This window comes from Pedobacter psychrodurus, assembly GCF_032678585.1.
GTDB classification, from domain to species: domain Bacteria; phylum Bacteroidota; class Bacteroidia; order Sphingobacteriales; family Sphingobacteriaceae; genus Pedobacter; species Pedobacter psychrodurus_A.
This window is the reverse complement of sequence record NZ_JAVTSN010000001.1, coordinates 1-19,116: the sequence shown is the minus strand read 5'-3', so window position 1 is coordinate 19,116 and position 19,116 is coordinate 1. Positions and strand designations below refer to the sequence as shown.

The 19,116-nt window shown below is 40.3% G+C and carries 15 protein-coding genes; 7 read left to right on the top strand and 8 right to left on the bottom strand.

Features of this window, described 5'->3' with window-relative positions; all coding sequences use genetic code 11:
* Window positions 1-287: 287 nt before the first annotated feature.
* Entirely contained in the window at window positions 288-734 is a 447-nt protein-coding gene (locus tag R2S57_RS00075) for a cytochrome B (RefSeq protein ID WP_316843088.1), read from the bottom strand.
* Window positions 735-846: 112 nt separating this feature from the next.
* Here R2S57_RS00075 and R2S57_RS00070 point away from each other — a divergent pair, with 112 nt between their 5' ends.
* The 4 genes from R2S57_RS00070 (at window position 847) to R2S57_RS00055 (ending at window position 6,073) form a co-directional block, all read left to right on the top strand.
* A complete protein-coding gene (locus R2S57_RS00070; protein WP_316843087.1) occupies window positions 847-3,867 on the top strand; it encodes an amidohydrolase family protein in 3,021 nt (1,006 codons plus the stop codon).
* 1 nt (window position 3,868) lies between these two features.
* Window positions 3,869-5,179, top strand: a complete 1,311-nt coding sequence (locus R2S57_RS00065) for an amidohydrolase family protein (RefSeq protein ID WP_316843086.1) — start codon at window positions 3,869-3,871, stop codon at window positions 5,177-5,179.
* 121 nt (window positions 5,180-5,300) lie between these two features.
* On the top strand, window positions 5,301-5,846 hold the full coding sequence (locus R2S57_RS00060) for a transposase (RefSeq protein WP_316843085.1): 546 nt from the start codon (window positions 5,301-5,303) through the stop codon (window positions 5,844-5,846).
* A 77-nt stretch (window positions 5,847-5,923) separates the two neighbouring features.
* Window positions 5,924-6,073 (top strand): hypothetical protein, encoded by a 150-nt coding sequence (locus tag R2S57_RS00055; protein ID WP_316843084.1) that lies wholly within the window; start codon window positions 5,924-5,926, stop codon window positions 6,071-6,073.
* 66 nt (window positions 6,074-6,139) lie between these two features.
* Here the strand turns inward: R2S57_RS00055 and R2S57_RS00050 are convergent, their stop codons facing one another.
* The 5 genes from R2S57_RS00050 to R2S57_RS00030 form a co-directional block, all read right to left on the bottom strand.
* The gene (locus R2S57_RS00050; RefSeq protein WP_316843083.1) at window positions 6,140-6,685 is read right to left on the bottom strand and encodes a hypothetical protein; all 546 of its coding nucleotides are present in this window, start codon (window positions 6,683-6,685) and stop codon (window positions 6,140-6,142) included.
* Between the two features lie 109 nt (window positions 6,686-6,794).
* The gene (locus R2S57_RS00045; RefSeq protein WP_316843082.1) at window positions 6,795-7,463 is read right to left on the bottom strand and encodes a hypothetical protein; all 669 of its coding nucleotides are present in this window, start codon (window positions 7,461-7,463) and stop codon (window positions 6,795-6,797) included.
* A gap of 70 nt (window positions 7,464-7,533) precedes the next feature.
* Window positions 7,534-8,037: a hypothetical protein gene (locus tag R2S57_RS00040; RefSeq protein WP_316843081.1), complete on the bottom strand. Its 504-nt coding sequence runs from the start codon at window positions 8,035-8,037 to the stop codon at window positions 7,534-7,536.
* A 17-nt stretch (window positions 8,038-8,054) separates the two neighbouring features.
* Window positions 8,055-8,483 carry a KilA-N domain-containing protein gene (locus tag R2S57_RS00035; protein WP_316843080.1) on the bottom strand — a complete coding sequence of 143 codons (429 nt, stop codon included), beginning with the start codon at window positions 8,481-8,483 and terminating at the stop codon, window positions 8,055-8,057.
* A 118-nt stretch (window positions 8,484-8,601) separates the two neighbouring features.
* Window positions 8,602-9,276: a hypothetical protein gene (locus R2S57_RS00030; RefSeq protein WP_316843079.1), complete on the bottom strand. Its 675-nt coding sequence runs from the start codon at window positions 9,274-9,276 to the stop codon at window positions 8,602-8,604.
* Window positions 9,277-10,080: 804 nt separating this feature from the next.
* On the opposite strand from R2S57_RS00030, the gene R2S57_RS00025 reads away from it, so the two are divergent.
* The 3 genes from R2S57_RS00025 to R2S57_RS00015 all read left to right on the top strand — a co-directional run bounded on the left by R2S57_RS00025 (window position 10,081) and on the right by R2S57_RS00015 (window position 15,353).
* Window positions 10,081-13,263 (top strand): TonB-dependent receptor, encoded by a 3,183-nt coding sequence (locus R2S57_RS00025; protein WP_316843078.1) that lies wholly within the window; start codon window positions 10,081-10,083, stop codon window positions 13,261-13,263.
* Window positions 13,264-13,364: 101 nt separating this feature from the next.
* Window positions 13,365-15,119 carry an ABC transporter ATP-binding protein gene (locus tag R2S57_RS00020; protein ID WP_316843077.1) on the top strand — a complete coding sequence of 585 codons (1,755 nt, stop codon included), beginning with the start codon at window positions 13,365-13,367 and terminating at the stop codon, window positions 15,117-15,119.
* Window positions 15,120-15,137: 18 nt separating this feature from the next.
* Window positions 15,138-15,353: a PLDc N-terminal domain-containing protein gene (locus R2S57_RS00015; RefSeq protein ID WP_316843076.1), complete on the top strand. Its 216-nt coding sequence runs from the start codon at window positions 15,138-15,140 to the stop codon at window positions 15,351-15,353.
* A 355-nt stretch (window positions 15,354-15,708) separates the two neighbouring features.
* Here the strand turns inward: R2S57_RS00015 and R2S57_RS00010 are convergent, their stop codons facing one another.
* Together R2S57_RS00010 and ltrA are read right to left on the bottom strand one after the other, a co-directional pair.
* The gene (locus tag R2S57_RS00010) at window positions 15,709-16,995 is read right to left on the bottom strand and encodes an MFS transporter (RefSeq protein ID WP_316843075.1); all 1,287 of its coding nucleotides are present in this window, start codon (window positions 16,993-16,995) and stop codon (window positions 15,709-15,711) included.
* Window positions 16,996-17,326: 331 nt separating this feature from the next.
* Window positions 17,327-18,574: a group II intron reverse transcriptase/maturase gene (ltrA, locus tag R2S57_RS00005; protein WP_316843074.1), complete on the bottom strand. Its 1,248-nt coding sequence runs from the start codon at window positions 18,572-18,574 to the stop codon at window positions 17,327-17,329.
* Window positions 18,575-19,116: the final 542 nt, after the last annotated feature.

Sequence of the window (19,116 nt, the reverse complement as noted above, 5' to 3'; positions counted from 1 at the left end):
GGTTCTACGCCGGGCTTTAATGGTTCTTTTATAAGGTTTAGGTTGATAAACTATATTTTTTTCATACGCAGCCAGCGCAATTCATTCGAATTACTTTGCCAAAGCCATGTATGTATATTGTTGATCATGAGCAACAAAAATATAAAGAATTTTGAAAAATGGAAATATTTATGAAAATAAATTTAGTCCGAAGTCTGGAGTCGGCAGTCCGAAGTCGATTGCACACAAGATTAACCTTGATTACCTACGCTTTTCGCCATGCGCCGGGCCCTATGCTTCTAAACTTATTATGAAATCCCGAAAAACGTTCTTCCAGGTACACTTTTCGTCATTAATAAGATCGAAACAATAATCAAAATTAAAGCTAATCCGAAGAAAACAGCAATGGTACGGTGTTTTGCAACGGCATCGGCTACTTTTTTCGATTTAGCATTACCTACCGTGATTAAAATAATTGCAACAACCATCATTGTAATGTGCTCCATTTTAAAATAGCGTACTGCTGGCGCCCCTGCACTGCTCAGTTTATACCATCCTTCGCTGAAATACAACACCAAACCGATCAGCAACTGAATGTGTGCACTAATCAATGTAAAAACATTTAGCTTTCTGTCGCCTTCTGTATACGTTTTATTGCCAAACCAGCCAGATAAAGCCTTAACAACAGCAATAATTAACAAAAGAAACACTACATAGCGCCATCCAGAGTGGGCACTTTTTAAAATATCGTTCATATCAATAAATTTCTATGTTTCAAAAATAGACATTAATTGTAAAATATAGGATATTCAGCAGAATGAACGCTAATTTATATTAGTTTTAAACAAATTAAACCTAAAACTTATTATGAAGAAAATTTTACTCGCCATTGGGCTGGTAATTTCTACTACATTTCTGTTTGCACAGCAAACCACCTTCCCTGTTAACGGTTCTTTTGATACCCGGCCAGGAATGTTTGCCTTTACCAATGCAACAATAGTAGTTAATGCCAACCAAACCCTTACAAATGCCACACTTTTAATCAAAGGACAAACTATTCAGGGCGTTGGAGCCAGCTTAGCCGTACCTAAAGGTTATGTGGTAATCGACCTGAAAGGGAAATTTGTGTATCCATCTTTAGTTGATGCTTTTACCAGCTATGGCCTGGCTGAAGCACCCGCACAACAACGTGGCTTTGGTGGTCAGCGGCAATCTATTTTTGTATCGACCAAAAAAGGTGCTTATGGCTGGAATGAATCCATCAGACCTGAAACTTATGTAAAAAATATTTTTTCTACCGATACTAAAAAGGCAGACGAATTACGCAAAGTGGGTTTCGGAAGCGTGAATGTAATCAGTCGCGATGGCATTGCACGTGGTGTTTCTGCTGCCGTAACTTTAAATGAAGGTGCAGATAACAGCGTGATTTTGAAAGACCAAACCGCAGCCAATTATTCTTTTAACAAAGGCACTTCATCAAACGATTACCCAACTTCGTTAATGGGCTCGATTGCTTTATTGCGCCAAACCTATTACGATGCGCAATGGTATGGCAAACAAAAAGAGGAGTACAATATCTCTTTGGATGAATTCGGCAAACAGCAAACCATGCCCCAGCTATTTGAAGTGGATGGATGGCAGAACATCCTCCGCGCGGATAAAATCGGCAAGGAGTTTGGCAAGAAATACATTATCAAATCAACAGGTGATGAATACCAACGCATTAATGAAGTAAAAGCTACTGGAGCAAGTTTAATTATTCCTTTAACTTTCCCTAAAGCTTACGATGTGGAAGATCCTGCGGAAGCCAGAAACCTAAGTTTATCACAAATGAAAGGCTGGGAACTGGCGCCAACCAATCCGGCAAGTTTAGAAAAAGCTGGGATTAAATTTGCTTTAACCGCTTTCGGTTTGGAAAACAGCCGCGATTTCTGGGCAAACATCCGCACGGCAATCGAAAACGGGCTGACAGAAAAACAGGCTTTACTATCAGTTACCGAAATTCCGGCTTCTTTATTGGGCATTTGCGATAAAGTAGGTTCCTTAGAAAAAGGAAAAGTAGCCAACTTTCTGATCTCTTCAGACAACCTCTTTAAAAACGGAAACATTATTTTCGAAAACTGGGTACAGGGCAAACGTTTCATTGTAAACAAAATGGATGTGAGCGATGTTCGCGGTACTTATAACCTAAATGTTGATGGTGTTGGCGCTTTAATGTTAAAGATAACAGGCACCGGTGGTGGCTCTACCGCTTCAATAGAAAGAGTTGGTGCAGATAGCGTAAAAACTACGGCCACTTTTACCAGAAACGGCGATTGGGTAAGCATTAATTTTAATTTAAAGAAAAACCCGAAAGGTGATATCCGTTTAAGCGGTTACATTATTTCGGCAAATCCGGTTACGTTAAAAGGCGAATCAGCATTGGCAGATGGTACTACCGGAAAATTTACGGCTACTTATAAAGAAGCAGCAAAAGAAACACCTAAAAAAGAAGAACCAAAAGCCACTCTAGCATTGGGGCCTGTAATTTATCCTTTCTCTGCTTTTGGCAGTACCGAACTTCCTAAACAGGAAACGGTATTGATTAAAAATGCTACGGTTTGGACGAACGAGAAAGATGGTATCCTGCAAAATGCTGATGTGCTATTAGAAAACGGCAAGATTAAAGCCGTTGGTAAAAACCTTTCGGCAGGTGGCGCGAAAGTAATCGACGCTACCGGCAAACACGTTACCGCTGGTATTATTGATGAGCACTCGCACATTGCAGGATCTGGTGGCATTAATGAAGGTGCGCAGTCAGTTTCAGCTGAAGTTCGTGTTGCCGACATCATCAACTCAGAAGATGTTAACATTTACCGCCAATTGGCCGGCGGGGTTACTACATCACATATTTTACACGGTTCGGCAAACCCGATTGGCGGTCAGTCGCAGTTGATTAAACTCCGTTGGGGGAAATCGCCAGAAGAACTAAAATTTGTTGGCGCAGATGGTTTCATCAAATTTGCCCTGGGCGAAAATGTGAAACAGAGTAACTTCGGTTCAGGTGCCCGTTTCCCGGTTACACGTATGGGGGTCGAACAAACATTCGTAGATGAGTTTACCCGTGCAAAAGAATACGCAAAAGCAATTTCGATTAAAGGCAACAGTGTACGTAAAGATTTAGAATTAGATGCCATTGTAGAAATCCTGAACAATAAACGTTTCATTACCTGCCACTCATACGTGCAGAGTGAAATTAACATGCTCATCCATGTGGCGGATAGTTTAGGCTTTAAGATCAACACCTTTACCCACATTTTAGAAGGTTATAAAGTGGCCGACAAAATGAAAGCACATGGTATTGCAGGTTCTACCTTCTCCGATTGGTGGGCCTACAAAAATGAAGTAGCCGAAGCCATCCCTTACAACGGAAAAATTATGCACAACGTAGGCATTACCACAGCCTTCAACTCTGATGATGCCGAAATGGCCCGTCACTTAAACCAGGAAGCTGGTAAATCAGTTTTATACGGTAACGTTCCTGAAGAAGATGCACTGAAATTTGTAACCTTAAACCCGGCCAAAATGTTGCATATCGACGATAAGGTGGGCAGTTTAAAAGCGGGTAAAGATGCCGATGTGGTGATCTGGACAGCCAACCCACTTTCTATTTATGCCAGGGCAGAGAAAACTTTTGTTGATGGTATTGCTTACTGGGATATTGATAAAGATGCACAGGTAATCAAAACACAGCAGGCAGAAAAAGCACGGCTGATTCAAAAAATGTTAGACAGCAAAAGCAAAGGTGGCCGTACACAACGCCCGATGGGTGATGCCCCACGCCTTTACAATTGCGAAACTTTAGAAAACTATTCAGCAGAATTAACCGAGAAAGAACATGCACACTAACATGAAAACATATTTATTCAGTCTGGCTTTTTCGGCATCAAGCCTGATGTGTTTTGCACAGGCAAACATTTCGCCAGCTAAAAAACAGAGCAAAACCATCGCCATTACGGGTGCAACCGTACATGTTGGTAACGGAACAGTGATCGAAAACGGCACCATCCTTTTTGGCAACGGAAAAATCATTTCGGTTACTGCCAACGGCCAGGTTCCTCAGGATGATGTAATGCGTATTGTGGCCACGGGTAAACACATTTACCCTGGTTTTATTGCCGCCACTACCAATTTGGGTTTAACAGAAATTGAAGCGGTAAAAGCTACCCTTGATTTTCAGGAAATCGGCGATTTTAATTCGCACATCCGCTCCATCGTGGCATACAATACCGATTCGAAAGTACCGGCAACATTGCGTAGCAATGGCGTATTGATGGCGCAACCTACCCCACAGGGTGGTACCGTTTCGGGCAGCTCATCAGTTGTGCAGCTCGATGCCTGGAACTGGGAAGATGCAGCAATTAAAACCGACGATGCCATGCATATGACCTGGCCAGTTACGCCACGTTTTAGAGGTGGTTTTGGAGGTTTCGGCCGTCCACAACAATCGCCGGAAAGCCTGGCCGAAAGAACACAGGCGGCTATTGCACAGCTCACATCTTTCTTTGCAGAGGCCAAAGCCTATTCAGAAATGGGCAAACCAGAAGTAATTAACACCCGTTTCGAAGCGATGAAGAAAGTATTTGCAGGCAATGAGAAATTGTTTATCGCAGCCGAAAGTCAGAAGGATATTGTTGCTGCGGTTAACTTCGCTAAGAAATTCGGCATTACCCCGGTAATCACGGGGGCCGATGAAGCTTATCTGATTATCGATTTCTTAAAAGAGAACAACATCACTTTGGTAGTAAAGCAACCTCATGCCTTGCCCAACAACAATGATGATGATGTAAATATGCCTTACAAAAATGCTGCTGTTTTGGCCAATGCAGGTTTAAATGTGGTATTGAGTATTGATGGTTACTGGCAACAGCGCAACCTGCCTTTTATGGCGGGTACGGTTACAGCCTGGGGTTTAGATAAAGAAAAGGCTTTATCAACCATTACCTTAAATGCAGCTAAAGCCATGGGCGTTGATAAAAGCACGGGCAGTATCGAAACCGGTAAAGATGCTACTTTCTTTATTTCTGCAGGCGATGCTTTGGATATGCGTACCAACAAGGTAGAGCAAGCTTTTATACAGGGCAGAGATATTAATTTAGATAACCTGCATAAACAGTTGGATAAAAAGTTCAGTGATAAATATACCGCTGAGAAGAAATAGATTTTTAAAAGCTGGCTGGGCCAGCCAGCTTTATGGAATGAAATGCCAGATCCATGGTACCATTTGTACCATTGAACGATTAGTTGTTTTATAGTTCTGATACTTTATGTAAAATTTGTAAATGAGCCGTAAATACAAATTTCATAATAAGGAAGGATTATACTTTGTCAGTTTTGCAACGGTATATTGGATAGATGTTTTTGTGAGGCGTTTATATTGCGATATTATGGTTGATAGCTTAACTCACTGTAGAAAAAACCTCGGTTTAGAGCTTTATTGCTGGTGCATCATGTCAAGTCATTTACATTTAATATTCAGTGCAAAGAATAATAATCCCGACGTTCTATTGGGCAGGATAAAATCGTATACTTCTAAAGAAATTGTAAAAGCAATTAAAGAGAACAAAAAGGAAAGTAGAAGAGAATGGCTGCTGTGGATGTTTAAGCGGGCCGGTTCAAAAAGCAGTAATGTTACAGAATATCAATTTTGGCAGCATAACAATCAACCAATAGAATTGTGGAGTACAGCAGTTATTGAACAAAAGGTCAATTACTTACACAAAAATCCGGTTGTTGCTGGCTATGTTGATGAGGCCTGGCATTGGAAATATAGCAGTGCAATAGATTATAGCGGAGGCAAAGGACTGATAGCGTTGGACGAACTGTAATATTACCTAGCTATTCTAGCGCACGCGTTCCGCTTGTGCTAACGATGACATTCGTTCACCAAAAGAAATAGTATACAATGAAAACGAAGAATAAAACAGAAAAAAAGTTCGATACAGTAAAAGTTTTTAGAGAAATAAAAGAGAAAATTGCGAAAGAAACTGAAAAGATGACTTTTGAACAGTTTCAGGAATATTTGTCGAAAAACCAATTAACCCCAGCAAAATAGTTACTACCTACTCTGCTGGTGCACTCGCAAAGTCATTAAGTTAAGCCCTGGTTACGGGTAACATAATTATATATTTAAAATTTCTTCAACAGTTAAGTCTTTAAAGTAAAACCTATTACAGGTTTCAGTACTGGTATCTTCCAACCATTTTTGATCTGCCTGTCGTTCAGGAAGTGAAAGCTTTAGAAATTCGATAAAATTATAGCCAAAGCCATCAACATATTCAACCGGATATAATACCTTACGCCACTTCGATTCATCAAAAAGGTAGAAAGTCTGTAGCAGCGACAACGATACATAAGCTTTTCCATCGAAATATATAATATAGTATTCGTTATCGTATCTTCCTACAACTGAGTAGCGGGGCTCGGTGTAAAACTCTTCTATATAAGTTTGGTTTTCGCCAACTTTCAAAAATTTAGCCTGCGCGACATTACTTCCCGACTGTATAAAATTACCCTGTCCGAAATAAACAAAAGATTCCTTTGTTACTATATTTTTAAATCTGGTTTTTTCAAGTTGTGACTGTCTATCGTTTACCTGTTTTGTCCATTCCTCATCAGGCATCTGTTCAAGCTGATTGATCATCTCTCTGGTGTACGCGTTTCCCATATGCCTATTTAGAAAATAGTATATTAAACCAATTACTACAGCAATTATTACGATAATCAAAATTGTTTCCATGGAGTTACTTCCTATTCAATTAATGTATCAACCAATGCTAGCAATTATTATACTGGCCGATAAGTTTATCGAAGTTGATATCTTTAATACCAAATGTCGGCGTTCCAAATTTTTTCTCATAACAGCATCTAGCTTTTTCATCAAGAATAATTGGGTCGATAATTTTGCTGAGTGGACATATTGGTTTTCCCAGAAAAAAAGCATCATGGGTGGCATAAATATCGAAATCTAAACAAGGAAAGCCTGCTATAAATATGTATTGAGTATCCCGGTAAAACAGCACGCTTTCAACATCAAGTTCTACCAGAAAGTAAGCCGGTGTTCCTCCTGTAAATTCATCTACAACTGCCGCTACTTCTGCAATCCTTTTCGAATGTATACCAAAAACAGTTGCCTTTCCATTATTAATGTAGCCATTTAATTTTTTTATTTCAGCTCTCAAGTATTTCTGGTCGTAATAAATACATATTGGAGTAAAAAGGACATAACCAAGAGAAATCATCGCGATGGTACCCAAACCAATAAGCAAAAGTTCATTCCCCGTTATTTTAATTAAAGCAATGCATATCAATGCAATTATACCATGGATCAGGATTTTCTTATACTTTAATATTTCTTTCAACTTCTTTTGCTCTCCGGCTAAACGCAGATTTAAAATCTGCATCTCTTCTAAATTAAAGTCACGTGTATTTTTAAATAGCTTCATGTTTTGTTGCCAATAAATTCTGTTTATGTTTAAGCCAACACCGAGCTTGCCTGCGCCAGCGGCTGTAATTTTATCGTTCAACAAGCTCAAGCGCTTCTTTGCTAAACTTTAAATAGGTAACAGTTAGTTTTGCACCTACCGGGTAACGCGAATAATCTTCTGGCTTTACCCTAATCCTGATTTTATCATTTTTAGCAGGCCCCGCAAAAGTTAAATATTCCGCATGTTCTGTTTTATCGCGGTTGATCACTACACTTGTCAATTTGTTTTTACCCTGGGCTTTATCCTTTTTCCAATTGGCACTATCGTACCGCATCACCAGCAAGGCGAAGAAATAACAAAAACCATACATCGCAAAGCCAGCACCTACAAATAAGATATATTCGTAGTACCTGAAATTTACAAAGTGATCCCAAATTAAAAAAGTAATAAACACCATAATAAAGAGTGTACACCCGCCTAAAATAGCCGGTAAAACACTTTTAATTCCTTCTTCCTGGGTTTGGATGTGTTTTAGATCCGCATCTGTTAAAGGAATGTTTTCTTCTAATTGTATTATTGAATCTTCAATCATGACTCTGGCTAAAGTGATTAACAAAACTCGCTTGTTACTTGGTAATTGTTTTTGGTATCAGGTTTTCTTTTATCGATCGGTATGGATTTGGTAGTTGATTTTTGAAATGGGGCAAAAGTTCCTCCGTACCTTCCCGATTTTGAAACAATACCAATAGCGTTAGTTTTTTCTATCCACCGTTTTGGTGTCATTACAAAGCTATTCAGCCCTGCTTTTTTTCTAAACCCCTCGAATTCGAGGGGTTTAAAACCTGGATTATAAATGGTTTCCCAAAAGCCCAAAAGTTCAATGGTGTTTCGGTTTCTCATCCAATTCTGAACGATGGTATCAGTATTTTCCGGGTCTTTATGTCGTGCTATATCAGTCAGCGAGATGAAATCATGCTCATTATCTTCATACAAGATAATATCAACTCCCTGAACGTTTATCTTTTTAGTTTTTGCCATAATAAATTCTGTACCCTATAATTTTACAAAAAAAGAGCCCATCGCATCAACCCAAATGAGATAGTGATTTTGATGAATTAACCTCTTTTTTCTGGCTGGCGCAAGTGTCCCGCGTACGCTAGGATATAGTTCCATCCTTTTTATGCCTCGCGCCCAGCGGAATCACAATCCTCCCATTCTCATAATCGGCAACAAACTTTTCATGGGTGCTTTCCCAGATTTTGATCAACCGGTCTAACTTAAAAAAAGAGGTTTTAAGCTCCACCAGCAATGTTGGAATGGCATTGTTAAATCCTTTACGTTCGGCTATTACTACCCTCGGGTTATCTTTATGCTTTTTAAAATTCTCAATATGTTTCTGGAATATTTCAAGATCATCTTTCGAAACGCCATAGGGTTTTAGTTCTTCTGCTAAAGCTTCAATGCGGGCATAAATATTTTCCAATGCCGGTATCAATTGTTGATCGGGCAAACGTTCGAATTGGGTTACCGATGTACTCAATGCATCGAACAAAATGGTATCCCCAATTTCCAGTGCATGAATCTGTGCCAAACCAGCGTATTTAACCGCACGGCTAATGGCGGCATCCGCAGCCTGGTATTTGGTTGCCGTAGCTCCGGTGCTTTTTACACCACTGCGGTTAATCGCTAAATTTATACTTTTTACATCTTCTTCAATTTCGCCTACAATTTTACCGAATGCGGCCTGATCAGACCAGATGGATTTATTCGCATTCAATATCTGAAGCGTTACATTCGCCATGGTTAGATAATTCTCTTCTTTTTGTGTCATTGTTTTTGTTTTTAGGTATATGTTATAAACTGTTTTCTTTTATCTCTTTTGGTATCGCTTGCTTATCATAGCACTGTACTTTATTAACAGTCTCCAATGTTTGGCAATAACAGCGGTATGTTTCATTGCCATACTCAATTGTTTACTATACAATGTGCTTTGCTGAGCAGCAAGTGCCGATTGTTTCACTTACAGTGCGCAATGCTCTGCTTCCACTATCAATTGTTACACTTCCACCTTCAATTGCTTTGTTTACACAGTCAATTGGTCAGCATACAGCATCATATGTTTCGCCTCAACTGACGTTTGGTCAGCTTCCAGCATAAAAAATTATTAAAACAACGTACCATCAGGCTTTACGCCTAAGCACGTTTAATGTGGGATAATTCGGCTTTCGCCTTTTTGGGATGAGATTCGGTGTTCAAACACCTTATTAGGGAAATATTGCCAGCGAAACAGACCTGTTGGCTGGTAATGGTATAACTAAATTAATCATTATTGATAAAAGTGGAAATAATTTTATCAAAAATTTATTAATCAATATGTTGCCAAAGAGAAACAGCTAACATTATCTTAACACGAAAGGCCAAATATTAATTTATCTGCGGCATTTATTTTAACATCGGCACTAAAAACCGCCAAGGAGTAAACCTATTATTAATATTAAATCAGAATTCAGTTAACAGCATAGTAACATCTTTGTGATCATAAAAAACCAAAAAACTAATCATGATGAAACCTGCTTGAGCGGCAAAAAAATAAATACACTCAAGCAAGCTTCCTCACCCCTAAAAAACACAAACGATGATGAAAAATTTACTTATTGCAGTGTTGCTGCTGTTTTGTCTTGTCCCAAACCGGGTACTGGCACAAACAACCCAGGCATCAATCTCCGGTATTGTAACGGATGAACAAAAGAAAGGAATTCCTGGCGTTTCCATACAGATCCGGAACAACTCAACTGGTTTTACCACCAGAACATCAACCAATGCCCAGGGCGAGTTCACCTTTAAAGAGCTTCCTTTAGGTGGCCCTTATACGGTTAAAGCCATTTACATCGGTTATGCAGAGCAAAACAGAACAGGTTATATGTTAAACCAGGGCGATGCTGTAAGGGTGGCCATTAACATGCAGGAAACTGCTCAAAACCTCGATGGTGTAGAGGTTAATGGATCTTCGTTAAGAAACAAAGTGCAACAGTTTGGTGCATCTACCGAAATTTCGTCAAAAACAATGAACTTATTACCGGTAAACGGCCGTAATTTCTCTAGTTTAACAGATTTATCTCCTTTATCTGGCCCAGGTGGTATATCTGGTCAGCTGGGCTCTTCTACCAACTTCACTATTGATGGTATGACAGCAAAAAACCCAACATCTTCTGGCAGTACAACTAGTCGAAGCGGTGCGCCATACTCTATCTCTATCGAAAGTGTTCGGGAATTTAAAGTGGTTACCAACCAATATGATGTAAGTTTAGGCCGTGCCGGTGGTGGTACAATCAGTGCCGTAACAAAATCGGGTACCAACGAAGTTACAGGTAGTGCTTTTGCTTATAACAGGGCCGATTTTTTAGCCAGCACCTACGACATTAGAGGAAATAAAAGAGTAAACGATTTCTCTACATACCAGTACGGATTTAGTTTAGGCGGACCAATTATTAAGGATAAATTACATTATTTTGCTGCCTGGGATCATCAGAGAGATTCGCGACCATTAATTATTGCCGATATCAACTCTTCAGCAGATGAGGCCCGTTTTAATGTGACAAACGCTACACTAAATAACTTTTTAGCGGTTGCCAGAAGCAAATATGGTGTAGCCAATACACCTCAATTTGGTTCTTTCGATAAGAAAAGAGGAACAGATGCAGGCTTTTTACGTTTAGATTGGCAGATTAACGATAAAAACTTATTAACCGTACGTGATAACTATACCAACGATAGAAACCCACTTGGTTTGGCCGATAATACTGCGATAAACTTTTACGAAAGTTATGGCACCGATAAAAATGTCGACAACAGTTTGTTGGCTACATTGCGTTCTACCGTGAGCAGTAAGGTTACCAACGAGCTAAAGGTGCAACATTTATACACCTATCAGGCCAGTACACAAAACGATGAGCTGGGTTTTGCTATCCCCAGGGCTGTTGTTTCTAACTTAGAATCTACTTTGCCAACTGGAAGTATATTAACTACTGCAGTTCAAATTGGTGGGCATCGCTTTGGGCAGGAAGGTTTTACCAATAACGTTTTCCAATTGGTAGATAATTTATACTATAATACCGACAAAATTAAATACACATTTGGGGTAGATATTATGTATACCCATGCCCTATCATTATACGGCAGTGAGGTGAACGGACGTTTTACATTTAACAGATCGGGTACCGCTGCGGCAGGAAACGAACAAAAGGCTTTACAAAATTTTGATAACCTGATACCGATAAGCTATTACAGGGAAGTACCTTTAGTTGCCGACCCAAGTGTTGTGGGCAAGTTATGGAATTCTGCTATTTATGGCCAAATGCAAACCAAACTCGGTAAAGGTTTAGACTTTACAGGCGGTTTACGCTTAGATTATAGCCAATATCCAACATCGCCGCTTAATCAACAACTGTTTGATGCCATTGGTGTAAGAACAGATCATGAATTAAAGCAATTTTTAATTCAGCCCCGCATCCAGTTTAACTGGGATGTTAATGAAAACCATACCGATTACTTACGTTTGGGCGCCGGGATTTTCGGATCAGATGTAAACAATTATGTAACCATTAACAACTTAACGTTTGATGGTAAACACCTGGCTACTGTTGATGTTACAGGTACAGGTGTACCAAAGCCAGATTTTATCGGTTACAGGAACGGAACCGCTACCGCACCAACGCTACCAGCATTACAAATCCCAACCATAAATACTTACGCTGAGGATGCCAAAGTACCAGTGGTTTACAAAGCGAACTTATCGTATAACAAATTAATCAACGATAAAATACGTATCGGCATTACCGGTTATGCAACTTTAGCCCGTAATAACTATATGTATGTGGATAGAAATATGGTGGCCAATCCTTTCTTCACCTTATCGAATGAAGGAAACAGGGGTGTATATGTACCCGCAAACTCGATTAATACAGGTAACGGAAATACAGACTGGAAACTGGGCCGCTTAACCAACCAGTTTGGCCGTGTATTAGAATTGAATAGTAAAGGTAAAGTAAATCAATTTGCTGTTGTTGTAGATGCTTCCTGGAAATACTTTAAAGATGGGGAAATTTCGGCAAGTTATACCTGGAACGATGCCAAAGACAATACCTCATTCAACGGTAACGTAGCCAACTCTGCAACGCTATCGCTGCCAGTAGTTGATGATCCAAGGAATTTAAGTAAAATGACTTATTCTAATGGTCAGTTCCGGAATAAGGTAATTATTTATGGAACATTACCATCATTCCATGGCATTAAAGCTGGTATTCGCTATTCGGGTATTGGTGGTACCAGATATAGTTTATTATCTGGTGGCAATACCAATGGTGATTTTGTTGCAACAAACGATTTGGCATATATCTTTAATCCATCAAATACAAATGTACCGGCAGCGCTTAGAACTTCTTTACAGGCATTGTTGGCAAATGGTGATGCAAGCCAAAGTTTAAAAGATTACATTACAAAATACGAAGGTACTTTTGCTGAACGTAATGGCGGTATTAACGGCTTTTATGGAACAGTTGATTTAAGGTTAGCCTATCAGTTTAAATTTGGCCAGGGTAAAAAACAAAGCATTGAAATTTCAGGCGATTTGTTTAACGTAGCCAACTTATTTAAGAAAACCTGGGGTACATCAGAAACTTTGGGTACGCAAGCACTATATGCGGTTACGGGATATGATGCTGCAAGCGCCAACTACAACTACCGTTTAAACAATACAGGAATTGTAATTCCAACGGGTAACCCTTGGCAAGCGCAAATCGGTTTACGTTATGGATTTTAACAAATGTTAGCTAAGTATCTTAGCTTAAAGTCATAAAAAAGGGGAATGGATTTTTATCCGTTCCCTTTTTTTATGTTTGCATTCACAAACAACAAAACTTAATGGGATTATTAATCAACTACCTCAAAAACCACAAGTGGATTGTGGCTTTGGCACTATTGCTTGCAGGTATAAATATTGGCTTTTCTTTAATGGATCCTTACTTTACCGGAAGGATTCTGGATTTATATATCAACAAAAGAGCATCTTTCAGTGATAAAAGCACCTATATCTGGGGTGCTTTAGGCTTCATTGGCCTTGCCATCGGTGCGGCAATGGTATCGCGTATCGCGAAGAACTTTCAGGATTACTTTACCAGCGTAATTGTTCAAAAAGTTGGTGCAAAAATGTATGCTGATGGTTTACAGCACTCTTTAAAATTACCTTATCAGGTTTTCGAAGATCAGCGCAGTGGCGAAACATTGGGCATTCTTCAAAAAGTACGTTTAGACTCCGAAAAGTTTATCACTTCTTTTATCAGTGTGCTTTTTGTAAGTTTAATTGGGATGGTTTTCGTAATCGTTTATTCGGTTTCGATCAGTTATAAGGTAACATTGGTGTATTTTGCTGCAATCCCGATCATCAGTTTTGTGAGCTGGTTTTTAAGCCGCAAAATCAAAACCATCCAACGTTCTATTGTTGGCGAAACCACTGCTCTGGCAGGTTCTACAACCGAATCGCTAAGAAACATCGAACTGGTTAAAAGTTTAGGTCTGGCCGATCAGGAAATAGAAAGGTTAAACAAAACCACCTACAAAATTTTAGGTTTAGAACTTAAAAAAGTAAAGTATGTGCGTAGCATGAGTTTTGTTCAGGGCACTACGGTAAACCTGGTTAGAAGTTCGATGATTGTTGTATTGTTATTGTTAATATTCGACAACACCATCTCCCCGGGACAGTATTTCTCTTTCTTATTTTATTCCTTCTTCCTTTTTGGTCCTTTACAGGAATTGGGGAATGTAATATTGGCCTGGCGCGAGGCTGAAGTTTCGTTAGGTAATTTTAAAAAGATCCTGAGCACGCCAATCGACAAGAAACCAGAAAATCCAACCTCAATTGCAAAAATTAAGGATTTAACTTTTAGCAACGTGGGTTTTAAACACCAAACGGCCAATAGAAATGCCTTAGAAAATATTTCGTTCAAAACCCACAACGGACAGACGATTGCTTTTGTTGGTCCATCTGGCTCTGGAAAAACTACATTGGTTAAGCTACTGGTTGGTTTGTACCCTGCAAAAGATGGCGAGATTTTATACAACGGCATTGCAAGCAACGATATTGATCTGGATGCCTTACGCGAGAAAATCGGTTTCGTAACACAGGATACGCAGTTGTTCTCTGGTACAATAAGGGAAAACTTATTGTTTGTTAATCCAAATGCAACCGACGAAGAATGTTATAAGGTATTAAACCAGGCTGCTTGTCAGACTTTACTGGCCCGCGCCGATAAAGGTTTAGATTCGTTAATCGGTGAGGGTGGTGTTAAAGTTTCGGGAGGCGAAAAACAACGTTTATCCATTGCAAGGGCATTACTCCGCCAACCGGATATCCTGGTTTTTGATGAGGCAACTTCTTCTTTAGATTCGATTACCGAAGAAGAAATTACCAAAACCATCCGCTCTGTTTCAGATTTAACCGACCACATTACGATTTTAATTGCGCACCGTTTATCAACTATCAAACACGCCGACAAAATATATGTGTTAGAGAAAGGCCATATCATAGAGCAGGGACGCCATGAAGAGCTAATTGCACAAAATGGTTTATATCAGGCCATGTGGCGCCAACAAATTGGCGAAAGAGTTGTTGAAGCTTAGGAACAAAAAGATTTTATCATGTTACTAGCTCAAGTAGAAAGCAATCAGATTGCAATTATCATCATTATCGCTGCCATACTTTGGCTCGCATTGATATTGGCGGCATTGTACCATATATCGAGAAACAGCAGTATGGTTTTCCCGGTAAAAGTACTGTGGTTTATCATTATCCTCTTGGCGCCGTTTTTAGGCTCAATCATTTATCTGATGTGGGGTAAGAATAAGAAGTTTTAATGTAGCGATGGTCCGTGTCTTCACGGACCATTTGTTTTTCACCACCAGGTATTTCAGAGTTGTCAACTTTCTGGCAACCGCGTTATTAAAGTTGACAACTCTTATCGCAATGGTCTGTATCCTTACGAACCATTTATTTTTTACCACCAAGGAACAAAGGCACAACTTTTTTTTGCATGAGGGATAGCAGTGGAAATCCTTTTTTGATTCTTCATCAAAAAAGATTGGAACGGATAGCCCGACCCTTGCGCAGCTTGGGGCATGCCCAAGTCATTTGAAATTAAAAGAGTGGTTAAAACGTAGATCTCAGAGTTGTCAACTTTCTAACAACCGCGTTATTAAAGTTGACAACTCTTTAAACAGTTTTAGTCGTCTGCTCGTTAATATCCTGCAAACTCAATTTGGTCAGCGATTTTGTTTTTAACCAGGTAATGCCAGCAATGGCTATTGTCATACTTCCTCCGAAAACCACCGCAGGTACCAACGTTAATAACTTCGCCGATAGTCCTGATTCAAATTCGCCGATTTCATTAGACGATCCGATAAACATGCTGTTTACTGCCGAAACCCGTCCGCGCATATCATCAGGGGTAAGCAATTGCATGATGGTTTGACGGATAATTACGCTTACACTATCGAAAGACCCTTCTAAAAACAAAAAGAATAATGTTAAATAGAAGTTTTTAGATAAGCCATAACAGATTATGCTCAACCCAAAGCCCGTTACCGCAATTAATAAGTTACGCCAGGGTTTCCCCATTGGCGAAAAGCGTGTCATGGCCAGCATAGTTAGCACAGCACCTAGTGATGCCGCTCCCCTCATCATGCCCAACCCATAGGAACCCAAATGAAAAACATCTTTTGCAAACATGGGCAACAAAGCTACGGCACCGCCAAAGAATACCGAGAAGAGATCGAGGCTCATCGCCCAAACCATCATTTTGGTTTTGAAAACAAACTGGATTCCTTCTTTTAAACTGTGAAATATATTCTCTTTCGGCACATAGGTAGAAGGGTGTTTCTTGAAATTGAAAATGCAGATCAGTGAGATAGAAACCAGTACAACAATAAATGCATATGCGGCGGTAATACCCCACCACCAGTTTACGAAACCTCCTGCAACCGGGCCGATAATAGTTGCAAATTGCCAGCTGCTGCTATTCCATGTACTCGAATTTGGGTACAACTCTTTCGGTACAATTTTAGCCATTAGTGAAAATGTAGCGGGGCCAAAAAAACCACGGGCGATACCAATACAAAATACCAGTCCGTACATAATGAGTACAATCAGATCCTCTTTAAGATGAAGGTATTTACTGGTAATAATGAGCATCAGAACCGAAGCCAGCCACACGCCAGAAAAGATTTTGATCAATAAACCTCTTTTTTCACTCTTATCGGCAATGTAACCACCATATAATGCAATCCCAATGGCAGGAATAGCTTCACATAAACCTACCAGGCCTAATTTTAATGGATCGTGTGTTAAATCGTAAATATGAAAGCCGATAACAACAGCCTGCATTTGGTAAGCAAGTGTAAAAAAGAACCGCATGCCGAGGAATGATCTGAATTCTTTATACCGCAAAGCGGCGAATGCATCTGGTTTTACGATAACCGAATTGGGGTCTGAATCTGCCACAGAAAAAAGTTTATCTGCAAAACTACGTTATGAAATTTAAAAACGGGAACGGATAAACATTTAAGGTGATTTCTTTTTCTATTGAAAAGTAAAAATACCGGATTGCTCAGCCGAAATATTATGACATAAAAAACCCGATGAATCATATGATCCATCGGGTATATAGCATGGTTAACTTGTTAAGTAAACCCGGGTATTTCAACCCGAGATTCTCATAGATCCGTACGTGAAGGTTTCCCTTCATACGGCTCTTATTATCCAACCATCGACTTCATGTCAAGCATCCCGCGTGCGAAGGTTGGACTTGGATTTCTCTGTTATTTCCCATTTCTTAAAAAGGTTTTGAACCGAACTCCCAATGCGGAAATAAGGCTGGTTGTCTAACTGATATTCCCTTTAGCCACATGATGGCTTTTAGCAAGCTCGTTCGGAGCTTCTTGTACTTGCGACGTGCCCAGCGGGCAATCATTCGATTTACATTTTGCATAAAGTCCTTTAATTCTGTTCGGTAAAACTTACCGTAGTAATTGATCCAGCCTCTTAAAACAGGGTTTATTGCTTTCGCTATATCCTCGATCTGTACATCTGATGCCCGAAGTATCGTCCAGCTTTTCATCTTCTCAGTCATAGACTGTTTCGATTTCATGCTTACTGCAGGCAGCCAGTTGCTGAAAGTTTCTTTACGGCCACTGTGTTGAGCTTGTCTTGGCCTGAATGTATGGCCAAGAAAGTCAAACTCGCCGTAGGGTTCAAACTTCCTTCTTCTGTTGCTGTCCTTGCAATACACGATCTTCGTTTTCTCAGAATGCATTTCTAGTCCACATTCCTGCATTCTTTCTCCCAATAATTGCTGTACTCTTTCAGCCTTCGGCCTACTTGCGCAATGGATCACACTGTCATCTGCATAACGCTCAAACGGGCAGTCAGGATGGTTCCTGCTTAGCCATAAGTCCATGACGTAGTGCAAGTAAAGGTTAGCCAATAATGGCCCGATTACCGATCCTTGCGGAACGCCTTTCGTTCTTGCCACTATGGTTCCATCCTCCAGTTGCAATGGTGCCACTAACCATCTCTCAATGTATAGCAGCACCCATTTGATGTCCGTGTGTTTTCTCACAGCTTTCATCAGCAGATCGTGCGGAATGTTGTCAAAGTAGCCACGGATATCCATGTCTATCACCCAGTCAAATTTCCAGCAACGCTTACGGGCTTGCTCGATTGCCTGATGGGCTGATTTGTTTGCACGGTAGCCGTAACTGTCTTCATGGAAGATCTTGTCCATATCTTTTCCCAGCAGGTCTTTTACTACGGTCTGACCCACTCGGTCTACTATAGTAGGAATGCCCAGCGGCCTTTTACCGCCACCTTTCTTCGGGATTTCAACCAACTTCACCGCACTGGGAATGTAACTGCCAGAACTCATCTGGTTCCACAGTTTATACAGACGGTTTGCTTTGTCTAGCTCAAAGTCTTGTAAACTCATCTGATCCACGCCTCCGCTTCCTTTGTTCGCTTTAACCTTGTTGTAAGCATTCATTACTTCTAGTTTTCCAATTGTAAATGGTTTTGTTTTCTTCATTTCTGTACCTCCTGCTGTTAAGCAGTTTCCTTCTATGTTTTCTAAAACTTGAATAATACTCCCCCTTCCCTCCAGCCCCATTACAGAGCCTTCAACAGTAGTACGAGGAGTTCCGCCCCCGTGAAGCGCATCGGTACTTTCCCTCTTGCTGGCACTCCGGCTTGAGGTTTTCCCTTGGCATCGCTACGACAGGTTCGCACGTTCCGCATTAAAGCCTGTGTTGAGATCACGCCGTCTATATGCCGGATGCCGTAAGGTCAGTAAACAGGTAACTTCCTTACTTATCCCGGGGAGCTACTGGTTCCCGGTTCTGACATCGTCCAATCCTTTCGACACCTCATCGATCGGTTCGCTTTCGCTCGTCTTCTTAACACTCACCTGGCACCTCTTACGATGCCTTTTCCACTAACGCTCGCCACCATGGCTCTTTACCACAGCAACTTAGTGGTGGTTTGGCTTCGGCACCTGTATGCCGAGCCGAGGGGCCTGCCCTCATCTTCACTACAGCATTGCTTATTTCACAACTAGCATTCGTGCCACTC

Excerpts from the sequence above, each read along its gene's own strand:
- R2S57_RS00025 (WP_316843078.1), top strand. The coding sequence starts at position 10,081 with ATGATGAAAAATTTACTTATTGCAGTGTTGCTGCTGTTTTGTCTTGTC.
- R2S57_RS00045 (WP_316843082.1), bottom strand. The coding sequence starts at position 7,463 with ATGAAGCTATTTAAAAATACACGTGACTTTAATTTAGAAGAGATGCAG.
- R2S57_RS00015 (WP_316843076.1), top strand. The coding sequence starts at position 15,138 with ATGTTACTAGCTCAAGTAGAAAGCAATCAGATTGCAATTATCATCATT.
- R2S57_RS00035 (WP_316843080.1), bottom strand. The coding sequence starts at position 8,483 with ATGGCAAAAACTAAAAAGATAAACGTTCAGGGAGTTGATATTATCTTG.
- R2S57_RS00050 (WP_316843083.1), bottom strand. The coding sequence starts at position 6,685 with ATGGGAAACGCGTACACCAGAGAGATGATCAATCAGCTTGAACAGATG.
- R2S57_RS00055 (WP_316843084.1), top strand. The coding sequence starts at position 5,924 with ATGAAAACGAAGAATAAAACAGAAAAAAAGTTCGATACAGTAAAAGTT.
- R2S57_RS00030 (WP_316843079.1), bottom strand. The coding sequence starts at position 9,276 with ATGACACAAAAAGAAGAGAATTATCTAACCATGGCGAATGTAACGCTT.
- ltrA (WP_316843074.1), bottom strand. The coding sequence starts at position 18,574 with ATGAAGAAAACAAAACCATTTACAATTGGAAAACTAGAAGTAATGAAT.
- R2S57_RS00040 (WP_316843081.1), bottom strand. The coding sequence starts at position 8,037 with ATGATTGAAGATTCAATAATACAATTAGAAGAAAACATTCCTTTAACA.
- R2S57_RS00075 (WP_316843088.1), bottom strand. The coding sequence starts at position 734 with ATGAACGATATTTTAAAAAGTGCCCACTCTGGATGGCGCTATGTAGTG.
- R2S57_RS00060 (WP_316843085.1), top strand. The coding sequence starts at position 5,301 with ATGAGCCGTAAATACAAATTTCATAATAAGGAAGGATTATACTTTGTC.
- R2S57_RS00070 (WP_316843087.1), top strand. The coding sequence starts at position 847 with ATGAAGAAAATTTTACTCGCCATTGGGCTGGTAATTTCTACTACATTT.
- R2S57_RS00020 (WP_316843077.1), top strand. The coding sequence starts at position 13,365 with ATGGGATTATTAATCAACTACCTCAAAAACCACAAGTGGATTGTGGCT.
- R2S57_RS00065 (WP_316843086.1), top strand. The coding sequence starts at position 3,869 with ATGAAAACATATTTATTCAGTCTGGCTTTTTCGGCATCAAGCCTGATG.